The organism is Acinetobacter pittii (assembly GCF_034064985.1).
Lineage (GTDB): Bacteria > Pseudomonadota > Gammaproteobacteria > Pseudomonadales > Moraxellaceae > Acinetobacter > Acinetobacter pittii_H.
Genome location: NZ_CP139249.1, coordinates 3,084,497 through 3,104,253 on the forward strand (window position 1 = coordinate 3,084,497; position 19,757 = coordinate 3,104,253).

General features: G+C 38.4%; 16 protein-coding genes. 8 read left to right on the forward strand and 8 right to left on the reverse strand.

Annotation, left to right across the window (positions count from 1 at the left end; all coding sequences use genetic code 11):
• Position 1 precedes the first annotated feature (1 nt).
• A complete protein-coding gene (nuoB, locus tag SOI76_RS14785) occupies positions 2–679 on the reverse strand; it encodes a NuoB/complex I 20 kDa subunit family protein (RefSeq protein WP_104080126.1) in 678 nt (225 codons plus the stop codon).
• Positions 680–685: 6 nt separating this feature from the next.
• Positions 686–1,237: an NADH-quinone oxidoreductase subunit A gene (ndhC, locus tag SOI76_RS14790; RefSeq protein ID WP_002120061.1), complete on the reverse strand. Its 552-nt coding sequence runs from the start codon at positions 1,235–1,237 to the stop codon at positions 686–688.
• A gap of 425 nt (positions 1,238–1,662) precedes the next feature.
• On the opposite strand from ndhC, the gene SOI76_RS14795 reads away from it, so the two are divergent.
• Together SOI76_RS14795 and SOI76_RS14800 are read left to right on the forward strand one after the other, a co-directional pair.
• The gene (locus SOI76_RS14795) at positions 1,663–3,081 is read left to right on the forward strand and encodes a diguanylate cyclase (RefSeq protein WP_104080125.1); all 1,419 of its coding nucleotides are present in this window, start codon (positions 1,663–1,665) and stop codon (positions 3,079–3,081) included.
• Between the two features lie 92 nt (positions 3,082–3,173).
• The gene (locus SOI76_RS14800) at positions 3,174–3,527 is read left to right on the forward strand and encodes a hypothetical protein (RefSeq protein WP_016139140.1); all 354 of its coding nucleotides are present in this window, start codon (positions 3,174–3,176) and stop codon (positions 3,525–3,527) included.
• A 21-nt stretch (positions 3,528–3,548) separates the two neighbouring features.
• Here SOI76_RS14800 and bfmS read toward each other — a convergent pair whose 3' ends face one another.
• The 3 genes from bfmS to SOI76_RS14815 are packed head-to-tail and all read right to left on the reverse strand — an operon-like array spanning position 3,549 to position 6,126.
• Positions 3,549–5,198, reverse strand: a complete 1,650-nt coding sequence (bfmS, locus tag SOI76_RS14805; RefSeq protein ID WP_057074984.1) for a sensor histidine kinase BfmS — start codon at positions 5,196–5,198, stop codon at positions 3,549–3,551.
• Between the two features lie 32 nt (positions 5,199–5,230).
• Positions 5,231–5,947: a response regulator transcription factor BfmR gene (gene bfmR, locus SOI76_RS14810; RefSeq protein WP_000076440.1), complete on the reverse strand. Its 717-nt coding sequence runs from the start codon at positions 5,945–5,947 to the stop codon at positions 5,231–5,233.
• Positions 5,944–6,126, reverse strand: coding sequence for a hypothetical protein (locus tag SOI76_RS14815; RefSeq protein ID WP_032055251.1), 183 nt, complete (start codon positions 6,124–6,126; stop codon positions 5,944–5,946). The genes bfmR and SOI76_RS14815 overlap by 4 nt, the downstream gene beginning before the upstream one ends.
• A 353-nt stretch (positions 6,127–6,479) precedes the next feature.
• Between SOI76_RS14815 and nrdA the strand changes: the two genes are divergently transcribed.
• From nrdA to SOI76_RS14835, 4 genes are all read left to right on the forward strand, one after another.
• Entirely contained in the window at positions 6,480–9,314 is a 2,835-nt protein-coding gene (gene nrdA, locus SOI76_RS14820; protein ID WP_104080124.1) for a ribonucleoside-diphosphate reductase subunit alpha, read from the forward strand.
• Positions 9,315–9,370: 56 nt separating this feature from the next.
• On the forward strand, positions 9,371–9,505 hold the full coding sequence (locus SOI76_RS14825; protein WP_002120013.1) for a hypothetical protein: 135 nt from the start codon (positions 9,371–9,373) through the stop codon (positions 9,503–9,505).
• A gap of 138 nt (positions 9,506–9,643) precedes the next feature.
• Positions 9,644–10,927, forward strand: a complete 1,284-nt coding sequence (locus SOI76_RS14830; protein WP_005803276.1) for a ribonucleotide-diphosphate reductase subunit beta — start codon at positions 9,644–9,646, stop codon at positions 10,925–10,927.
• A 781-nt stretch (positions 10,928–11,708) separates the two neighbouring features.
• On the forward strand, positions 11,709–14,513 hold the full coding sequence (locus SOI76_RS14835; RefSeq protein WP_104080123.1) for a beta strand repeat-containing protein: 2,805 nt from the start codon (positions 11,709–11,711) through the stop codon (positions 14,511–14,513).
• Between the two features lie 211 nt (positions 14,514–14,724).
• Here SOI76_RS14835 and SOI76_RS14840 read toward each other — a convergent pair whose 3' ends face one another.
• Positions 14,725–15,618: a PhzF family isomerase gene (locus SOI76_RS14840; RefSeq protein WP_104080122.1), complete on the reverse strand. Its 894-nt coding sequence runs from the start codon at positions 15,616–15,618 to the stop codon at positions 14,725–14,727.
• A gap of 224 nt (positions 15,619–15,842) precedes the next feature.
• Between SOI76_RS14840 and SOI76_RS14845 the strand changes: the two genes are divergently transcribed.
• The gene (locus SOI76_RS14845; protein ID WP_104080121.1) at positions 15,843–16,706 is read left to right on the forward strand and encodes a LysR family transcriptional regulator; all 864 of its coding nucleotides are present in this window, start codon (positions 15,843–15,845) and stop codon (positions 16,704–16,706) included.
• Between the two features lie 333 nt (positions 16,707–17,039).
• Here SOI76_RS14845 and SOI76_RS14850 read toward each other — a convergent pair whose 3' ends face one another.
• Together SOI76_RS14850 and SOI76_RS14860 are read right to left on the reverse strand one after the other, a co-directional pair.
• Complete coding sequence (locus tag SOI76_RS14850; RefSeq protein ID WP_104080120.1) at positions 17,040–17,711, reverse strand: hypothetical protein; 672 nt, start codon at positions 17,709–17,711, stop codon at positions 17,040–17,042.
• Between the two features lie 923 nt (positions 17,712–18,634).
• Entirely contained in the window at positions 18,635–19,240 is a 606-nt protein-coding gene (locus SOI76_RS14860; RefSeq protein WP_104080118.1) for a TetR/AcrR family transcriptional regulator, read from the reverse strand.
• Between the two features lie 121 nt (positions 19,241–19,361).
• Between SOI76_RS14860 and SOI76_RS14865 the strand changes: the two genes are divergently transcribed.
• On the forward strand, positions 19,362–19,691 hold the full coding sequence (locus SOI76_RS14865; protein ID WP_104080117.1) for a darcynin family protein: 330 nt from the start codon (positions 19,362–19,364) through the stop codon (positions 19,689–19,691).
• Positions 19,692–19,757 lie beyond the last annotated feature (66 nt).

Sequence of the window (19,757 nt, forward strand, 5' to 3'; positions counted from 1 at the left end):
ATTATTTAATCTCATCCATAGAGCGTAAGTTTTTAACGGCAATACGCTCTGCATTCTTACGGTCACGTTCTGGCATCATCTTTGGCTTATATACTGGCTGAAGATCATCACCGATCACGGCAGAAAGCGGGCGTCGCTCTAATTGAATCTGGTCTTGTAAAAGCATTAAAGCTTGAATTAATGCTTCAGGACGAGGCGGACAACCTGGGACGTACACGTCAACAGGAATAATTTTGTCTACACCTTGTACTACTGAATAGATGTCGTACATACCTCCAGAGTTTGCACAAGCACCCATCGAAATGACCCATTTAGGCTCTAACATCTGTTCATAAAGACGCTGAATAACTGGTGCCATTTTTACGAAACAGGTCCCTGCAACAATCATCAAGTCAGCCTGACGAGGTGAAGCACGGATAACCTCTGCACCGAAACGTGACAAGTCATGCACACCTGTTAAGGTCGTTGCATATTCGACGTAACAACATGAGGTACCAAAGTTAAATGGCCACAAGGAGTTTTTACGTCCCCAGTTTACTGCTGTATGCAAGACATCCTCTAAACGAGTCATGAATATGTTTTTATTCACTTCCTCTTCAAGCGGATCCATCACGATTTGACGTTCTTGCAATGGGTATTGATCAGCATCCGGATTCGCGCGGGTCAGAGTATATTTCATCCCGACTTACTCCTTTTCAGATGACAATGCAGGTGTAGTTTTTGACTTAACACGACCTGATGATTGAGCTGGAATCTGGCCTGTAGGGTCAGTTACGAGCTCTTCAATAGAATTAAAGCGTGTAATTTCAGCAATGTTCATTGTTGGTGAACCGATTTTAACCGCCTCACCTGCTGATTTACGGCGATCTGCTGGCGACCAACTTAGAGCACCTACAGAGAAGGCATAAACAAGCGCAATCAATAAATCAACGACAAAGATCACAACAGTGGTATATCCCAACCACCCTACTTCACGCACAGAAGTAGACCATGCATAGAGGTAAAGAGCCTCTAAGTCGAAGACAACAAAGAAAATTGCGACTAAATAAAACTTTGCAGACAGGCGAATGCGAGCGCCACCAGCACTCACGACACCTGATTCAAACTGCTCTTGCTTAGCACGTCCCCACGATTTTCCCCCGAGAAGTAAGGGAACTGTGAGCATAAAGACGCAAAGAAATGTAACGCCGATCACGAAGGCGATAATCGCCCAGTCGTATGGAGTAATGGCACTCATGCGGGGATAACTCCTGGCAGGCCTATTTATTTAACAAAGAATGTATGTATTGGCCTTCAAATACACCAAACACAAAATTAATCCCGCCAATTGTACCTGATTTCTAATTTCCCATGCTAGTTGAAGCGTCTTAGTCTTTCGGATGATTTTCCCAACAAAACTATTCATCTATGTGTTGTAAGGGGGGTTTCACCGCACATAATCGGTTTATTTAATAGTTTCTTTATTTATGATGATTTTTTTCATTTTTTAATTTTAGAATATTTACACAGTTCATCGACTATTAAGTTTTAATAACTTACTTTTTTATAATATTAGTTTGTTTTTTATTGTATTCAACTTCTCCTCTGAATTATGATGAATGTTTAATCATGCATAATATTTTATTACTCTTAGATAAGAGTATTTATCATTAAGGGCAGCTGATGCCATACTCACTTCGTGAATTTTCATTTCTCTCCTTTTTAAAATATTTTTTCCTGTTTAGCATCATTATTGCACTATGTTGTTTCATTGGCATCGCATCTCGCCCTTTAAGTTTTCTCGCTTTTTTTTGGCCTGCTAACTCGGTTTTACTTGGCTTGCTCATTCGCTTCCCAATCACACGCCGACCAAGCGCATTTTTAGGTGCCTATATAGGATATGTGATTGCTGACTTATTTCAAGGCACGCCATTTGCTCTCACACTTGTTTTAACAACTTCAAATTTTCTTTATGTTGTTACTACGTTTGCGCTCTATATGTTTTTTAATCAACATATTAAGGCGGCCTATCGCGGTTATTCCTACCTTTTTTTATTTGGATTATGCGGAATAGGTAGCGTAGTAGGTGCATTGTTTGCAGCAACTTTCGTGCCTATGTTTAATACTAAATTTATGCTGGGTGGTTTGTTGGATGAATTCGGTTATTGGTTCACTTCTGAACTGCAAAATGCCTTGCTTCTTCTACCCATCATATTGAACCTACCTCAGTATAGTCAGGTAAAGCATTACTTTTCGAGAAGTCGAGGATTACAGGCAACCGACCTTTTACCTTTTGGAGCTGTGCTCATTTCGATTGCTGCTAGCTATTACGACTCGGGTCCCGGTTCGCTACTCTACCCCATTGCTGCGCTCATCTGGTGCGCCATTCGCTATAAACCTATTGTTGTTGCACTCATTACGAGCCTCACCAGCGCCTACATTATTTATCATGTTTCCGGACATTACCTTTTACTCTATCCGAACGACTATTTCAGCAATACGATTTCAATCCGTATAGGATTAATCATGATGACGATTGCCCCTCTGACAGTTTCGAGTATTAGTGTTTTGCATTCAGAGTTAATTCAAAAGCTTCAACATGCCATTGCACATGATGAACTAACATCTAGCCTCACTCGACGCCAGTTTTTACAGTCGGTCAGATTACTTCAAGAAAAAGTACAAAAAGAAAATAAGACCTCAGCTTTTTTCATGTTGGATGTCGACCATTTCAAACAAGTTAACGACAACTATGGCCATCAAATCGGTGATCGGGCGCTACAGACTTGTGTCACCACGATACAAAATATTTTGCATCCTCATGATTTACTAGGCCGCTTAGGCGGTGAAGAATTTGCTATTTTTATTGCAGATACCAGCAAGGAAAGTGCTTTTGAACTGGCAGAACAAATCCGAATTAAAATTAGCCAGCAACCTATTTATATTTATGGGAAATTACCTATTTTCATACAGGTGAGTATTGGTATAAGTTTATATTCCCCATCGACCCATCGAGCGATTGAGAGTTTGTTTAAAGAAGCAGATGACGCTTTATATCAAGCAAAACGCCAAGGACGTAATCGAGTGTTTATCTCTTTATAATTTTTTCATTTCATCATCTAGTGTAATGAATTTTATACAATAACCCGTGTTTTGCCATGTATGCTAATAACAGATAATAAGGAGAAAAATGCATGACTCTAGAATATACGCACAAACCAAATTACTACTTGTTTGCACAGCTACTTGTGCGACATATAGAAAGCTATATTCACAAACATCCAGATGCCAACAATGCAATTTTTGACTTGCGGGATGTCTATGAAATATTTAGACAGGATTTTGCGTCAACGACAACAAACCTAGAAGGTATTTTGCACATTGCTGATGAATATAAAATAGAAACAATTAATGGAGATCAACCTCTTATTCAAAAATACCAGATTGATGCAAAAAATAATTCGTTACTGATCGATTTTAATTCCGATGCGTTAACCAGCTTAAGAAGCGGAAAACCTATTTTGGAACCAGATGCGACTCAACTATAAATAGATCAATAAAAAAGCACCTTATGAAGGTGCTTTTTTATTGGCTTTTAAAGGAGGCTGTTTAAAGCGTTTTGCTGGCCATGTCATGATAAAGCGGGCGCCACCCAAGGTTGGGCTTTCATCCACTTTAATTTCACCACCAAACCAATACGCAATACGACTTACAATAGACAATCCTAAACCATAACCACCCGACGCACGAGTACGGCTATCATCTAGTCGCGCAAAAGCTTCAAATACTCTTTGACGGTCTTGTTCAGGAATACCAGCACCATCATCTTCAACACACACAAAGGCCATGCCATCACTATGGATACCACCGGTAATTCGAACTTTATTATCGCAATAACGAACCGCGTTACCTACTAAGTTTTGAACAACACGATGTAAATAACGACGCTCTGCATCTACTTTTACATAAAGTGGAGGAGCAACCAGTTCAATTTCTTTTTGCGTTTTTAAAGCTTCAGTTTCTACAGCAACCTGATCCAACACATCAAATAAAGTAATTTCATCGAAATCTAGTGAAGGCGTACCCTGCTCTAGTTTTGCATAAGTCATGATTTCATCAATTAAAGTATTGAGTGCTTCAATATCTTTATCAATCATATCGACCTGATGCATACGATGATTGTAATCATCTTCTTCAGCTAACATTTCTGTACCAAAGCGAATACGAGCCACAGGCGTTCTAAGCTCATGAGATACAGCTCTCATTAACTCACGCTGAGCCTCAATTAAACGCTGAATATGATCAGACATGTTGTTATAACTTGATGCCAAGTTTGCCATTTCGTCACTTCCTTCAATAGGAACACGCAATGACAAATCACCAGACTTCATGCGGTTTAATGCATAACGTACTTGGCGAATTTTGCGCTCTAGCGGCAAGATCAACCCATAAACACCTAGACTCAGCAAGAATAAGCTAAATAAGGTAATCCCTGCTGAAAGCTGCAAAGGCATCCAGTTAAACATCGGCACCGGTCCAAGCACGAGGACCTGTGTAGGATGATTCGGTATTGGTGAGACGATTGAAATGGTTGTACCGCGAACTGTTGCACTGTCTTTGTACAACATGACGCTTTGATCTTGGCGTAAACGACCAATTTGCTCAGAGTCCAGATTAACGTCTTGAATATTGTAGATATTAATTGGATAAGAGAAATGTTTTTGAATCTTGGCAAGATATTCTTGTTCTTGCCCTGGATAAAACATTAGATAATCAAGTACAAAAATAGGGAGAGCCTTCATTTGGCGCTCACTAATCTTGTCGACTTTTATAGATAGATAATGCTGTGGGTCGTCACGCAAGCCAATAATGATATACGCAATACTATTACTGGCATCGTAACGGACAACAGACTTTTGAGCTTCGATTCGTTTTTTCTCGGTACGAGATAACTCAACCTTGCTTGCATCAGTGTAGTAAATTGGAAGTTCCAATAAATCTGATGCGTCTGAAACCCAGTCTATTTTCTGTTGCTTCCCCGGTTGTCGAGCCACCCCTTCACTAATGACATAAGAAATACCATCAGTTAAAGATTCTCGGTATTCTTGTGCCCTTTGATAATTGATGATTTGTACAAGCAAATAACCAAATACAGCAACCAAAACAACAAGAATTACCAGTCCCGCATAAATTCGCAGGAATATACTGTGTTTAAACACTCGATCAACCTTATAGGAAGTTTATTCCGACCTTATAACCCGTTGGTTTCTTTAACGAACAAGTAACCTTTACTACGTACTGTTTTAATACGCTTTGGATTTTCAGGATCATCGCCAATTTTTGGACGAATACGTGAAATACGGACATCGATTGAACGGTCCTGACCATCGTATTCGATACCACGTAAACGTTCGAAGATATCTTCACGCGATAAGATACGACCAGCATTTGATGCAAGCAACCATAATAGGTCATATTCTGCGCTAGTGAAGTCAACAAGTTCACCATTTAGCGTTACAGAACGACCGCCATTATCAATTACAAGGTCATCAAACTCGATACGCTGTGCAACTTCATCTTCTACAGTTTTGTCTGTGCGACGTAAGAGTGCACGGATACGCGCTAAAAGAACACGTGGTTGAACTGGTTTAGCAACATAGTCATCTGCGCCCATTTCTAATCCAAGTACCTGATCCATATCTTCTGTACGTGCAGTCAACATCAGAATCGGTTGATGGTAATGTGGACGAACTTCACGGCAAACTGTTAAGCCATCGGCACCCGGCAACATGACATCCAAGACCACTAGATCTGGTTGTTCACTAATAATACGACGAATTGCACGGTTACCATCAGTTTCTACACCAACTTCCAAACCGTTGCGAATTAAATATTCTTGAGTTAAACGTGCTAAGCGTTCGTCATCTTCAACGATCAGAATCTTTGGTAACTTTTCTTCTTGGCTCATATCATTGCCCCTATAAATCTCGTTTCATGTATCTTAAAAATCTTGCAGATACATTCGTTTATCATTTGCAATATACACACGTTTACATTGTAAACAAGTAGGCGTTCACCAAACTGATACATGACCATCGTATTTTGTTGCATTTTATTAGCCTTTGAATTTTCACGTGTTTTTAAGATTTATTTATTGTTATTAAATTTCATATTCTATTCATATTTCCAATGTATGAATATTAAACAAATTATTTCTCTGTTTAGTTTAAATTTATTTAAGTGTTTGTTTTTTGAGTTATCCACAAAGTTATCTATAAGTGTTTTTTAACAGCTTTGCTATGCTATCTCCCATCAAATCATACAGATAAAAAATTACTAAAAAGTCAAGATTGATCTGCTATGAAAAATCCCGTATCTTGTGTTGAAAATAAACTTTAACTACTAAGTCTTGTGTTTATCCCTCAAATATCGTGGCATGTTTTTTGCTCGGTTCAAACGGTCTATGAACATAACAAAAGTGACAATGGAGCTATGCTGGCATGAGCGTAATTACTTCGACTCCCGGTCAAATTCAGGTGATTAAGCGCACTGGAGATGTTGCTGCATTTGATGCAGAGAAAATTTCAGTTGCGATTGGTAAAGCTTTTCTTGCTGTGGAAGGTCAACAGAGTTCGGATTCTAGCCGTATTCATGACCGTATTACCCAGTTGACGGAAATGGTCTTAAATACTTTTACTCGCCGTTTACCATCGGGCGGTACGATCCATATTGAAGAAATTCAAGATCAAGTAGAACTTGCTTTAATGCGTACTGGGGAACAAAAAGTTGCCCGCGCTTATGTGATTTACCGTGAACAACGTGCTAGCGCTCGTCAGCAAACGAACTCAAACCACCACCCTACTTTACAAGTTACCGACAAAAACGGTCAGCTTCAGCCACTTGATTTAAGTGCATTGCAAGCAACAGTTTCTAAGGCAGCTGAAGGTTTGGAAGGTATTGACGTTCAAGCCATTGTCGATGAAACCGTTAAAAACTTATATAACGGCGTAAAAGAAAATGATATTGCCACTACAATGATGATGGCAACACGTACCCGTATTGAACAAGAACCTAACTACACTTACGTGACTGCACGTTTGCTTTGTAACGAATTAGTGAGCACTGGTTTAACCTTCTTAGGCTTATCAACAGATACACCTGAAAACAATGCACTTGAAGCATTCTTGAAAAAAGGTGTTGAGCTTGATTTGCTTTCACCTGACTTGCTTGACTTCGACTTAGAAAAATTATCAGCAGCAATTCAGCCAGAACGTTCTAATCAGTTCACCTATTTAGGTTTACAGACTTTATTTGACCGTTACTTCATTCACTCAAACGGCGTTCGCTTCGAATTACCACAATTATTCTTTATGCGTGTGTCGATGGGTCTTGCACTCAATGAGCAAGATAAAGAAGAGCGTGCAATTGAGTTCTATAACTTATTGTCTAGCTTCGACTATATGGCTTCTACGCCTACCCTGTTTAACTCAGGTACATTACGTCCGCAGCTTTCAAGTTGTTACTTAACAACAATTGGCGATGACCTTTATGACATTTATGGCGCAATGCGTGACAACGCGATGCTGTCTAAATGGGCTGGTGGTTTAGGTAATGACTGGACACCTGTTCGTGCCTTGAACTCTTATATTAAAGGTACAAACGGTAAGTCTCAGGGTGTTGTTCCATTCTTGAAAGTTGCGAACGATACAGCTGTTGCGGTAAACCAAGGTGGTAAGCGTAAAGGTGCTGTGTGTGCATACTTAGAAACTTGGCACTTAGACATCGAAGAGTTCTTAGAGCTTCGTAAAAATACGGGTGATGACCGTCGCCGTACTCACGACATGAACACTGCGAACTGGGTTCCAGACTTGTTTATGCAACGTGTATTTGAAGATGGTGAATGGACATTATTTACTCCTTCTGAAACTCCAGACTTGCACGACTTAACTGGTGCTGAATTTGCTGAGCGTTATGCTTACTATGAGTCTGTAGCGAAAGAAACTAACATGCTACACAAGAAAGTACGTGCTAAAGACTTATGGCGCAAAATGCTTTCTATGTTGTTTGAAACTGGTCACCCGTGGATCACATTCAAAGATGTATGTAACTTACGTTCACCACAACAACACGTTGGTGTAGTTCACTCATCTAACCTATGTACTGAAATTACCTTGAACACAAATCAAGACGAAATTGCAGTATGTAACTTGGGTTCGATCAACCTTGTACAACACGTTCAAGGTGGTGTGTTAGACCGTGAGAAGTTAGCTCGCACTATTAAAACAGCAGTACGTATGCTCGATAACGTAATCGACATTAACTACTACGCTGTACCACAAGCGAAAAACTCTAACTTGAAACACCGCCCTGTGGGTATGGGTATCATGGGCTTCCAAGATGCTCTATATGAAATGGGTATTGCTTACGGTTCAGACGCTGCTGTTGATTTTGCAGATGAATCAATGGAAGTAATTAGCTACTACGCAATTGAAACTTCAAGCAACTTGGCTGTTGAACGTGGTGCTTACTCAACATTCAAAGGTTCATTGTGGGATCAAGGTATCCTTCCAATCGACTCTTTAGAAATTGTTGCGAAATCTCGTCCAGAGCGCATGTTCGAAGTTGACCGTACTCAACGTTTAGACTGGGACACTTTACGTGCCAAAGTTCAAAAAGACGGTATGCGTAACTCAAACGTGATGGCGATTGCTCCAACTGCAACCATCTCTAATATTTGTGGTGTTTCTCAGTCTATTGAGCCAACATTCCAAAACTTATATGTGAAATCTAACTTGTCTGGTGAGTTCACTGTTATTAACCCATACCTTGTTCGTGCATTAAAAGAACGCGGTCTTTGGGACACAGTAATGGTTAACGACCTTAAACACTTTGAAGGTTCAGTACAAAAAATTGCTCGTATTCCTGAAGAATTAAAAGCAATCTTTGCTACTGCGTTTGAAGTAGATACACGTTGGATCGTTGATGCTGCATCACGTCGTCAAAAATGGATTGATCAAGCTCAGTCGCTTAACCTTTACATCTCTGGTGCAAATGGTAAGAAACTTGACATCACTTACAAGATGGCATGGTTACGTGGTCTTAAGACGACTTATTACCTCCGAGCTTTAGGTGCAACTTCTGCTGAAAAATCTACAATCAACACAGGTGCTTTAAACGCAGTTAAACCTGCGACTGTTGAAGCAGCGGCGGTTGCTGCCCCTGTTGTAGAAGCGAAGAAACCAGAAGCAGCAGTTGAAGAAGAAGGCTTTACTCAAGCAGCTCCTGTACCAATGGCTTGTTCAATCGATAACCCTGATTGTGAAGCTTGCCAATAACATTCAATAAGGTTGCTCTTTTTCACTAAAGAGCAATCTTAAAAGAGGTAAAGATTATGCTTTCTCATCTCAGCCATAACTATATGCTTGGTGTTGGAGTTTTAATCTTTGCCTTTATTTTCTTTTATATGCCGATGGTTTACGCATTTATCACAATACGTAAGCAGCAGCGTAAACAAAATAAGTTGTAGGGAGTAGAGACCAAAGGCCCAAAATTTGGTCATGCATCAATAAAACTTAATTTTGTTTACACATTAAAAGCGTATAGTAGGGACATCTTCGTTTAAGAGATGTCAAATATAGATATATACAACGAAGAGAGAACAAAAATGTCTATCCTTAGTTGGGACGATTTTGAAGATGATTCGCAAAAACCGACTACACCTGAACACAAGTCTGCGCCCGTCCAATCGGAAAAAGCGTCAGATTCGCAGAATGTATCTACTGCGCAGCCATCATCGCCGAGCGTGGCAGCTCCACAATCCGCTGGAACCCATTCCGTGCGACCAACAGTTGCCTCCGATACAGTGGCTAGAGCCGCTCAAGCCTTAGAACATTTAGACGTTGCCCCTGGCCTTGAAGAGCTAGAAATGGGTGCTCAACGTGTTCAAGTTGACGACAAAGCCATGATTAACTGTCGTGCGGACTTGAACCAACTTGTACCATTTAAATATGAGTGGGCTTGGCAGAAATATCTTGACGGGTGTGCAAACCACTGGATGCCTCAAGAAGTTAACATGAACCATGACATCGCGCTTTGGAAGTCTGAAAATGGCTTAACTGAAGACGAACGTACCATTGTTATGCGTTCTTTAGGTTTCTTCTCGACTGCTGACTCTTTGGTTGCAAACAACTTGGTATTGGCGATTTACCGTCACATTACTAACCCTGAATGCCGTCAGTACATCTTGCGTCAAGCGTTTGAAGAAGCAATTCACACTCACGCTTACCAATACTGTATCGAATCTTTAGGTATGGACGAAGGCGAAGTCTTCAACATGTACCGTGAAGTTCCATCTGTTGCACGTAAAGCAGCTTGGGGCTTGAAATATACTCAATCTTTAACTGATCCTAATTTCCACACAGGTACGCCTGAAAACGACCAACGCTTACTTCGTAACTTGATCGCATTCTACTGTGTACTTGAAGGGATCTTCTTCTACTGTGGCTTTACTCAAATTTTGAGTATGGGTCGTCGTAACAAGATGAACGGTGTTGCTGAGCAGTTCCAATACATCTTGCGTGATGAATCTATGCACTTGAACTTTGGTATCGACATGATTAACCAAATCAAGATTGAGAACCCTCACCTTTGGACTGCTGAGTTCCAACAAGAAGTGGTTCAAATGATTGTTGAAGGTACGATGCTTGAAATCGAATATGCACGTGACACAATGCCACGCGGTGTATTGGGTATGAACGCAAGCATGATGGAAGAATATTTGAAATTCATCTGTAACCGTCGTTTATCTCAGTTAGGTTTACCAGAGCAATTTGCTGGTGTAACGAATCCATTTGCGTGGATGTCTGAGATGATGGACTTACGTAAAGAGAAGAACTTCTTCGAAACTCGCGTAACTGACTACCAAACTGGTGGTGCGTTAAGCTGGTAAGTTTAACTTATCAAATCAAAAGAGCCGCTCTACTCGAGTGGCTTTTTTATTATTAAAATTATTTAATTTCAATAAATTCAGATTAACATTCAAACTATTAAAATATATTTTATTATTTTAAAAATAAATAATATAAATATAAGAATATTTTATAAATATAGAAATTCTCTTGTTTTAAAAAAGATTTTTTTAATACTTTAAATTAGGGTGTCGGCTGACCCAATTTAGCTTTTAAACGAAGGAAATCTCAGCCGACGGCGTAGATATACCAAATTATTATTACAACAGCTCCTATCAATACGTTTATTTTACAAATTAAAAAAGATAATTAATTAAAACTATTACAAAGCCCAGCCCTATTATTTAAGTCATTAAAATTATTTGAATTAATATTATTAAATTAAACACTAAATATAAAACCTATATAAAAAACAATAATTTATAAAAAATTAAAATTCCAATACATAGTAAATTTATTTTATTTCAATAAGATAAATATTATCTACCCCATATTTTAAAAATAAATATATTATTTTATTCTTAAAATATTTTTATTTACTCAACTCTCTTTTGTGTTTAAAAATGTTATCAAAAATAATCGTATTTTTTATTTAGTTGATTTTGAATATATTTAAAATTTTTCGGTATTAGCAGTGACCTATTACACAACTTGACTTCAAATAGCAAAAAATTAAATACTCTTTCTCAATTATGTGGCTTAACGCACATAATAAAACAATAGTAATAAAAACATCTCAAACAAATCACATGGAAATAGATTATGTTTATTAAAAGTATTTTATCTTCGATTACTAATATTATCCCACTTCCTGAAAATAGTAACACAAGCAATAATTTAGGTAATGGCTCTGGCGATGGGCTATTAAATGGTGCAGCCTCAGGTAATGGAGAACATAACTACGGTATTGGAAATGGAATTGGTGATGACGCCAGTATTACTGCCCCAATTACTATTCCTCTCAACCTTTCTGGTAATTCAATTACACTCATAGGCAACTCATCTTCAAGCTCAGTCAACAACTCTCCAACAACGACTTCAAATAATGTGAACGACAACGACACTACTATTAACGGTAATGGCTCTACAGTTGGTGGCGGTGCAGGCAATGGCTCTGGCGATGGCCTATTAAATGGCATCGCTTCAGGTAACGGCGAACAAAATTTTGGGATTGGTAATGGCATTGCTGATGACGCAAGCATTACTGCCCCACTTTCAATTCCAATTAACCTTGCGGGCAACTCAATCACTTTAATTGGTGATTCATCCTCAAGCTCGGTCAACAACTCTTCGACCAATACATCAAATACAGTCAATGACAACGACACCACTGATAACGGTAATGGCTCGGGTGCAGGCAATGGTTCTGGTGATGGCCTGCTCAATGGAATTGCTTCTGGAAACGGAGAACATAATTACGGAATCGGAAATGGTATTGCTGATGATGCAAGCATTACCGCACCAATTACTATTCCCCTCAACCTTTCTGGTAATTCAATTACTTTAATTGGCAACTCATCTGCGAGTTCAGTGAATACCTCACCAACTACCACGTCAAATACAGTTAATGACAATGACACCACTGATAACGGTAATGGTGATAGTGGCGTGAGTGCGCTTGACAGCTCCGGCAATGGTTCAGGTGATGGGGCCGGAAATGGCCCAGCTTCAGGTAATGGTGAGCACAACTACGGTATTGGCAATGGTAACGGCGATGATGTTGATATTACTGCCCCAATTACTGGTGTTCTGAACTTATCTGGGAATTCATTTACTTTGATTGGTGACTCTTCATCAAGTTCAGTCAACACAGCCCCAACAACGACTTCAAATACGGTTAATGACAATGACGTGACGGATAATGGCAACAGTGGCGGAATTGGCGGTGGCTCAGGAAATGGTGCTGGAGATGGACTATTAAACGGTGCAGCTTCTGGCAACGGTGAACAAAACTTCGGTATTGGCAATGGCAACGGTGATGATGCGGATATCACTGCCCCAATTACTGGTGTTTTGAATTTCTCAGGTAACTCTTTCTCGCTCATTGGTAATTCATCTTCTAGTTCAATTAATACTGCTCCAACCACAAGCACCAACACGGTTAATGACAATGACATAACTGATAATGGCAATGATGGTGGTGCACTTGTAGGCGGAAGTTCTGGAAACGGTTCTGGTGACGGCTTACTCAATGGCGCTGCTTCTGGCAATGGCGAACATAACTACGGTATTGGTAACGGAAACGGTGACGATGCAGACTTCACATTCCCACTAACTGGCGTACTCAACTTTTCTGGAAACTCGATTTCAGGCTTTGGCAACTCATCTAGTGACTCGGTAAATATTGCACCAACCACAACGACTAACACAGTCAATGATAATGACACCATTGATAATGCTAATTCGGGCGGCCTCATTGGCGATTCTGGTAATGGCTCTGGCGATGGTTTACTCAACGGTGCAGCGTCTGGTAATGGCGAACATAACTATGGTATTGGCAACGGTAATGGTGACGACGCAGACTTTACAATTCCATTTACTGGTAGCTTGAACATTTTAGGTAATGCTTTATCAGGTATAGGTGGCTCTTCGACAGACTCTATCAATATTTCACCGACAACCACTTCAAATACAGTCAATGACAATGACACAACCAATAACGGCAATACTTCAGATGGTGTGATTGGTTCTGGCGACTCAGGCAACGGCTCTGGTGATGGGCTATTAAATGGCATTGCATCAGGTAACGGTGAACATAATTATGGTATTGGCAACGGTAATGGCGATGATGTTGATGTTACTGCTCCTATCACCACTCCAATTAATGTATTAGGTAACTCTTTCTCATTTATTGGCGGTGAAGGTACAGGCGATATCTTAGGTCCGATTACTGGCATTATCGGTGGTATTGGTGGTGATCTAGGCGATAATCCAATTACAGGTATTATTCAAAGCGGTATCGACGTTCTACAAAATTTAGAGAGCCTAAAAACAGGTTTTATTAACACAGGTATTGATACGATTGCCGACACAATTATTGATGTATTCCCAGATGCAGAACATCCTGTAGGTGATTTTGCTGACCTTGGAAAACTACTTTTCGAGACTTCACGCGATAGTGTTAACGGTACGCTTGAGGTTATTTCTGACCTTGCAGGCGTTGACCTTGAGGGGGCGAGTGGTTCATTCACTGGTGTAATTAATACACTACTTACTAATGGTTCAACGGCTTCTACTATTATTCAGCATATTGTAGGTGATGACCTTGTGACTGAAAACGGTGGCTTATTAGGGTCAATCACTACGATTATTGGTGGTGTTGACAGTGGAGACGGTGGTTTCTTGGGTGGTCTAGATGGAATAATTTCTATCGACAATGGCAGCTCTGACGACAATAGCCTTGGCATAGATACTATTTTAGGAAATATCCTCGGCTCGGTAGGTTCGAATGAAGGTATTGCTGTGGGCGAACCTGACCCAACTGGTGGCAGTTTAATTAACACGATTTCTTTCACATCGGTTAACCAGTTAACTGACCAACTTTTAAATGCTTTACCGACTGTCTAATTCGTTCGTAAAGATATAATCCTTATAAAAGCACCTTTCAAATCTTGAGTTTGGAAGGTGCTTTTCATTAAAGAGCTTTTGACAGTTATATGCTCATGCTTATAGATTCTTAAACTAGATCCAAATAACCAAATACAGCTTTTTCAACTCGCTGCTGTAAAGAGAAGAAGTTCTCTAGAACACGCAAGAAGTCATGATTTCTCAAATATAATCAACCTATTCCAGAGTAAAAAACTGAGCCAACTAGAACCGCTTGCCCTGCAATACTGACGTGTAATATTGAATCTGTTTTCTCAACTGTTACTAAAACTCGCCCCGGTTTTTCCATTGCGAGACCTTGATATCCCCAATAAGTTACTTTCTGGTCACATTCGATTAAATCATGATGAACAAGGTACGCCCCCGCTGGACCATTTGCATTACCAGTTACCGGATCTTCATTTATACCGATTGCAGGTGCGAACATTCGCCCATAAGTAACAGGCTCTTGCTTACTACCTTCCAAGACGAATGGAAAAAAACCATTGCAGCCTATTTCAGCACTCATAGCTTTCAATTTTTCATTGTTCGGAGTTAATCCATCAAGAGTACTTCTGCTCAGCATGGGCACCATCACCTTGGAATGCCCCGTCGTGACAACTTGTATTGGTAAATCCGAAAAATCACTTTCACTCACACCCAGTGCGCTTGCAAGTTCACTCCGTTGACTCGTATTAAAAGGTCGTAAAAACTCTACGCGACCTTGAGTCATTTTCACCAATAACGCTTCTGGACTTCCAAATATTGAAACGGGTAAATGACCAGCTCCTGTTTTTGCGATTAATGGATAGTCTGATTGGTGGCCTGTAGTTGCACGTAAAAAATGAGTAGCGATCGTCGCATGTCCACAGATCGGGACTTCATGTGTAGGGGTAAAATATCGAACATGTATGTCATGGCTTTGATCTTTTGGGGATAAAACAAAGGCAGTTTCTGAATACCCTGCAAATGCAGCAATATTTTGCATCTCTTGAGTCGTAAGATGGTCCGCATCTAGAACAACCCCTGCTCGATTTCCTGTATTTGGTTTAGTGGTAAATGCATCAACTACATAAATGGTCGTCATGGCAGAACTCCTCTGTTGTTAATATTGTGATCTCAGAAATAGCTCCTGCCATAACCAGAAAATCTTATTTAATTGCAGCAATGCATGTCGCAGCTCTAAAAGGTTTATAGTCGCCTCATATAATGAATTTTGATTCTTTGTAGTAGTTATTTGAATTGTATAAATCTAGACAGCGGGGATACTATAGTTTTTATTGCAAACGCATTTTCTAAATATGGAAAGGTATGAACTGGGACGATACTAAAATTTTGTTAGCTATTGGGCGAACTGGCGGATTAAGCCGCAGTGCAAAATTGCTTGGTATTAGTGTTTCTACCGTACATCGCAGAGCTGTTGAACTAGAAAAAAGTCTCAATGCGATTCTTTTTTCTCGAGATAGTGATGGCTATACACTCACCCACGTTGGAAAACATTTTTTTGCTTTGGCTGAAAAAGCAGAAGAGCATTTAATAGCGATGGAACGGTACAACGATCAAGGGCAACAATCATTGTTCCGCATTGCTTTACCTGAATTAATCGGACAACAGTTGCTTCAGTCAAAGCTAACAGCATTGCAACTGAAGCATCCAGATTTACAATTAGAAATCTCAACGAGTGTCGTTCCTGTTGATTTTTCCCGACGGGAAGCTGACATTATTCTCCGACTTGTTCGACCAGAAAGTGGGCGTTACATTATTCGGCGACTTGGCCAACTGGAATATGGACTTTATGGTAGTAAGGATTATCTTGCCAGTTTCAAAGAGCATGCTGAAACGGCTGATGATTTACTGAATCATCGTATAATCGGTTGGGACAGAAGCCTTCAATATACGTTCTTAGCACAATGGATGCGTGAACTCACCCAAGATACAGCCCCTGCTTTATCTTTTGATAACATGCACTCGCAACTACGAGCAGTCATTGAAGGACAAGGAATTACAGCCCTGCCTTGTTTTGTTGCAAAGGCTTCGGGTTTAGTACCCAAACTACCTGAGCAAACTTTAAAACAAGAGGTGTGGTTAATGCGTCATTTAGATACTAAGGATAGTGACTATTCAACGTTGATTAGCGAGACGATTGAAAAAGAACTACAAGAATATCTGTTGTAATAAAAATTAGCTTTTATTTTAATTTTGAATTCGAAAAAGAAATTATATGCTAAACCGAGTTATGTCTCGCTCAAGTTGTACAGAGTGATTTGTAGTCAAAATAATTGGCGAGAACTATCAAATCTGCTCATAAAAAATCCGACTTGCGTCAAAATCGGAATTTTGCTTTCTTTATAGTAGATAAAAATTCTTAACACTATGATTTTAATAATTTTTTAAATATGGTTTCAGGTAACGCCCATTATGTTAAATGAACCATTATTCATAATTTTATTAGCTTATTAAATCTAAATCCAAGTCACAAAATTACGATTATGCTTTCAGCTATTTCCGTTATGGAGTAGGAGATTTTTTATCTAAGTTTGAAATTATTCTATTCAATTCATTTTTTATATCTTCTGTTGAATTCTGAATAGATTTATATTTCTGCAAACAATTATTTCTTTTTGTCTGATCCGTAATAACAATGTTGCTAGGAATGTTACTGCAAAATAATAAATCCGAATGCCAGTTGCTAAATTTTTCTAACTCCATTTCATGCTCTAATCTTTCAATATGCACAAGAACGGTATAACTTAATTTTGAACATTTAACCATGAGAGGTAATAACTCAGATGCGTTAAAATTTTTATATATTTCTGAAGAATAACTAGAATTTGAGTTTTGTTCTTTAAAAGATATTAGCTTAAAGTATTGATTTAATTCTTTTAAACTTATATCTAACTCTAGGAGGTAGAGGTATGTAGCATTTGCAAATGAAAATGTATTTTCATATGTTCGCTGATCTTTCCAATTATCATAGAAAAAGTATGCTGCTATCGGTGTAAAAAGAGTCGCGTTAAAAACAAGTAAATTTGTATATGCACCAATAAGTCCTGAATCTACTGCAATACCTAGTAATACATTGACTGCTATAAAAATTATCGTAGTAACAAATATAAGAGAGCTTAATATGACTATAAGTTTTCTAACTAGATTATTTAGTCTACTAATCTTGATATTCATACAGACTCCCTAAATCGGATAAGCAAATAAAGAAATTATCAATTACACAGAATAATTCGATACGGTTCACATTGAAAAATTAAGATTTCCTAAAATTAACATAATACAGCTTATGTGAAAGGTATTTTTTATCTAATATAAATCATAGTTTTATTTTTTAACCAAAGCCCAACTCATAGTACTTGGGCTTTTTTAATGATTTGTCACCTTTCACGATTACTTATTGATCAACTATCCACAATTTCATGTAATCTCTCTTAGCCTAAAACTGATAAATATCTAATCTAAATCCTTCATATTTCGTAAGAGTCACTAAACTTTTGAATTACTGAAATAGGAAATGACAACTTATGTATCACATTACGAACAGAATAAAAAAAAGCCGCTTTACTAGAGTGGCTTTTTTATTTTTATACAAATAATATTTTAAAGAGAAATTATTTAAATCTATAAATTTCAAAATTCAATCGATATGTCATAAAATTTATTAAGCATGTTTCTCGAATTCTTTTTCTAAACAGTTCTTGAAAATAGGAATTTGTTAAAAAAACACCCAAGGCAAAAATTAAATATACGATAGGCTTATTTTCGATCTGAAGTATCTTTAAAAGCTTAGAAAAGAACTCATCTACCAAATTAAAATAAGCTGAAGTTATTAAAAGAACAAAGAAAGAAAAGAAATATTTATAAAAATACACTTTAAACATAATAAATTCTCCAGCAACAATTAAAAAACCTACAATAAAAATATAACACAAAAAAATTAAACAGCAACAACATTTTAAACACTTTTTAAACCTTATTATTTATTATTTATTATTTATTATTTATTATTTATTATTTATTATTTATCACAAAAATAAATAATAAATACAAGTGGTTGAAAAATAATTAAAATTCACTAGTAATTGTGTTTATGTATATTAACTTAAACTTATTTTCAAATAACCAAATACAGCTTTTTCAACTCGCTGCTGTAAATGATTTAAATCACTTTCCCCTGCTATGCCTGCCGCGTTAATTATTCCTTTGCTTAAAGCAATCACATCTTGTGCGACTGTTTGTGCACCAGAAATATCTGAGCGTATAAACAGATCAGAAATTATGGTTTCAAGTTCATGTTGAAGCTCACTTTCCTCAATGTCTTTTCCAATAATTTCAGAAGCAAATTCTAAAGTTCGTGCCAACTGCGGACGGCTCAATTGATGTTGCACAGCGGCTTGTATGACGCGTTTTAATTTTTCTTTTAAGTCTGCGGCATCGTGTTGCTGTATGGCTTCAACAATATGATTTGAAAGCTTGGCGCGCTCGCGTCGAACTAACTCAACAATTAAAGCATCTTTAGATGGAAAGTATTGATATAGGCTACCAATGCTTACACCAGCAAGTTCTGCCACGGCATTTGTATTAAATCCAGCAAAGCCTAAAGACTCTAAAATGCGAGCAGCCGCCTCTAAAATAGCTTCAAATGTAGCCACTGAGCGTGCTTGACGCGGGCGTTTGCGTGGGTCTGGAAGTGTTTCTGACATGGCCCGAAATGCGAGTATTTAATGTGAGTAATCACTCATATACTGACTGAGTCATATTGATATGACAAGTAAATGCTGTCTTTTTAGTTGAACTACAACTCGGCTCAGTCATGGAGTGGTTATGTCTAGAACCTATACTTTTTTTATTCATTTAAGAGCTTTGCCTGCTTGGCTGGCTTTAGCTCGTGAAAAGCGTGCTGAGTTTAGTACACAGAAGCTTGAACCTATTTTTGAGAAGTACCCAACTGTAAAAGTCCGTTGGTATGACGTTGAAGCTTTTAGCACTAAAGCGAGTGATATTGCTATGTTTGAAACGACATCTTTGCAAGATTATTATTTTGTGATTGATGCGATTCGAGACTCTGAGTTTTGTACAGTGCCCTACTTTGAGTTTGTAGACATTATTCCTGCAATTGAAGATGGGTATGTGGAGTATGAGAGTTCTTTATGAAATTTTTAAGTAATATTGTTTTTATAAAAAAATTAAAAATACTGTTAAGGTAATTCAGATAAATTA

Excerpts from the sequence above, each read along its gene's own strand:
- nuoB (WP_104080126.1), bottom strand. The coding sequence starts at position 679 with ATGAAATATACTCTGACCCGCGCGAATCCGGATGCTGATCAATACCCA.
- ndhC (WP_002120061.1), bottom strand. The coding sequence starts at position 1,237 with ATGAGTGCCATTACTCCATACGACTGGGCGATTATCGCCTTCGTGATC.
- SOI76_RS14795 (WP_104080125.1), top strand. The coding sequence starts at position 1,663 with ATGCCATACTCACTTCGTGAATTTTCATTTCTCTCCTTTTTAAAATAT.
- SOI76_RS14800 (WP_016139140.1), top strand. The coding sequence starts at position 3,174 with ATGACTCTAGAATATACGCACAAACCAAATTACTACTTGTTTGCACAG.
- bfmR (WP_000076440.1), bottom strand. The coding sequence starts at position 5,947 with ATGAGCCAAGAAGAAAAGTTACCAAAGATTCTGATCGTTGAAGATGAC.
- nrdA (WP_104080124.1), top strand. The coding sequence starts at position 6,480 with ATGAGCGTAATTACTTCGACTCCCGGTCAAATTCAGGTGATTAAGCGC.
- SOI76_RS14825 (WP_002120013.1), top strand. The coding sequence starts at position 9,371 with ATGCTTTCTCATCTCAGCCATAACTATATGCTTGGTGTTGGAGTTTTA.
- SOI76_RS14830 (WP_005803276.1), top strand. The coding sequence starts at position 9,644 with ATGTCTATCCTTAGTTGGGACGATTTTGAAGATGATTCGCAAAAACCG.
- SOI76_RS14835 (WP_104080123.1), top strand. The coding sequence starts at position 11,709 with ATGTTTATTAAAAGTATTTTATCTTCGATTACTAATATTATCCCACTT.
- SOI76_RS14840 (WP_104080122.1), bottom strand. The coding sequence starts at position 15,618 with ATGACGACCATTTATGTAGTTGATGCATTTACCACTAAACCAAATACA.
- SOI76_RS14845 (WP_104080121.1), top strand. The coding sequence starts at position 15,843 with ATGAACTGGGACGATACTAAAATTTTGTTAGCTATTGGGCGAACTGGC.
- SOI76_RS14850 (WP_104080120.1), bottom strand. The coding sequence starts at position 17,711 with ATGAATATCAAGATTAGTAGACTAAATAATCTAGTTAGAAAACTTATA.
- SOI76_RS14860 (WP_104080118.1), bottom strand. The coding sequence starts at position 19,240 with ATGTCAGAAACACTTCCAGACCCACGCAAACGCCCGCGTCAAGCACGC.
- SOI76_RS14865 (WP_104080117.1), top strand. The coding sequence starts at position 19,362 with ATGTCTAGAACCTATACTTTTTTTATTCATTTAAGAGCTTTGCCTGCT.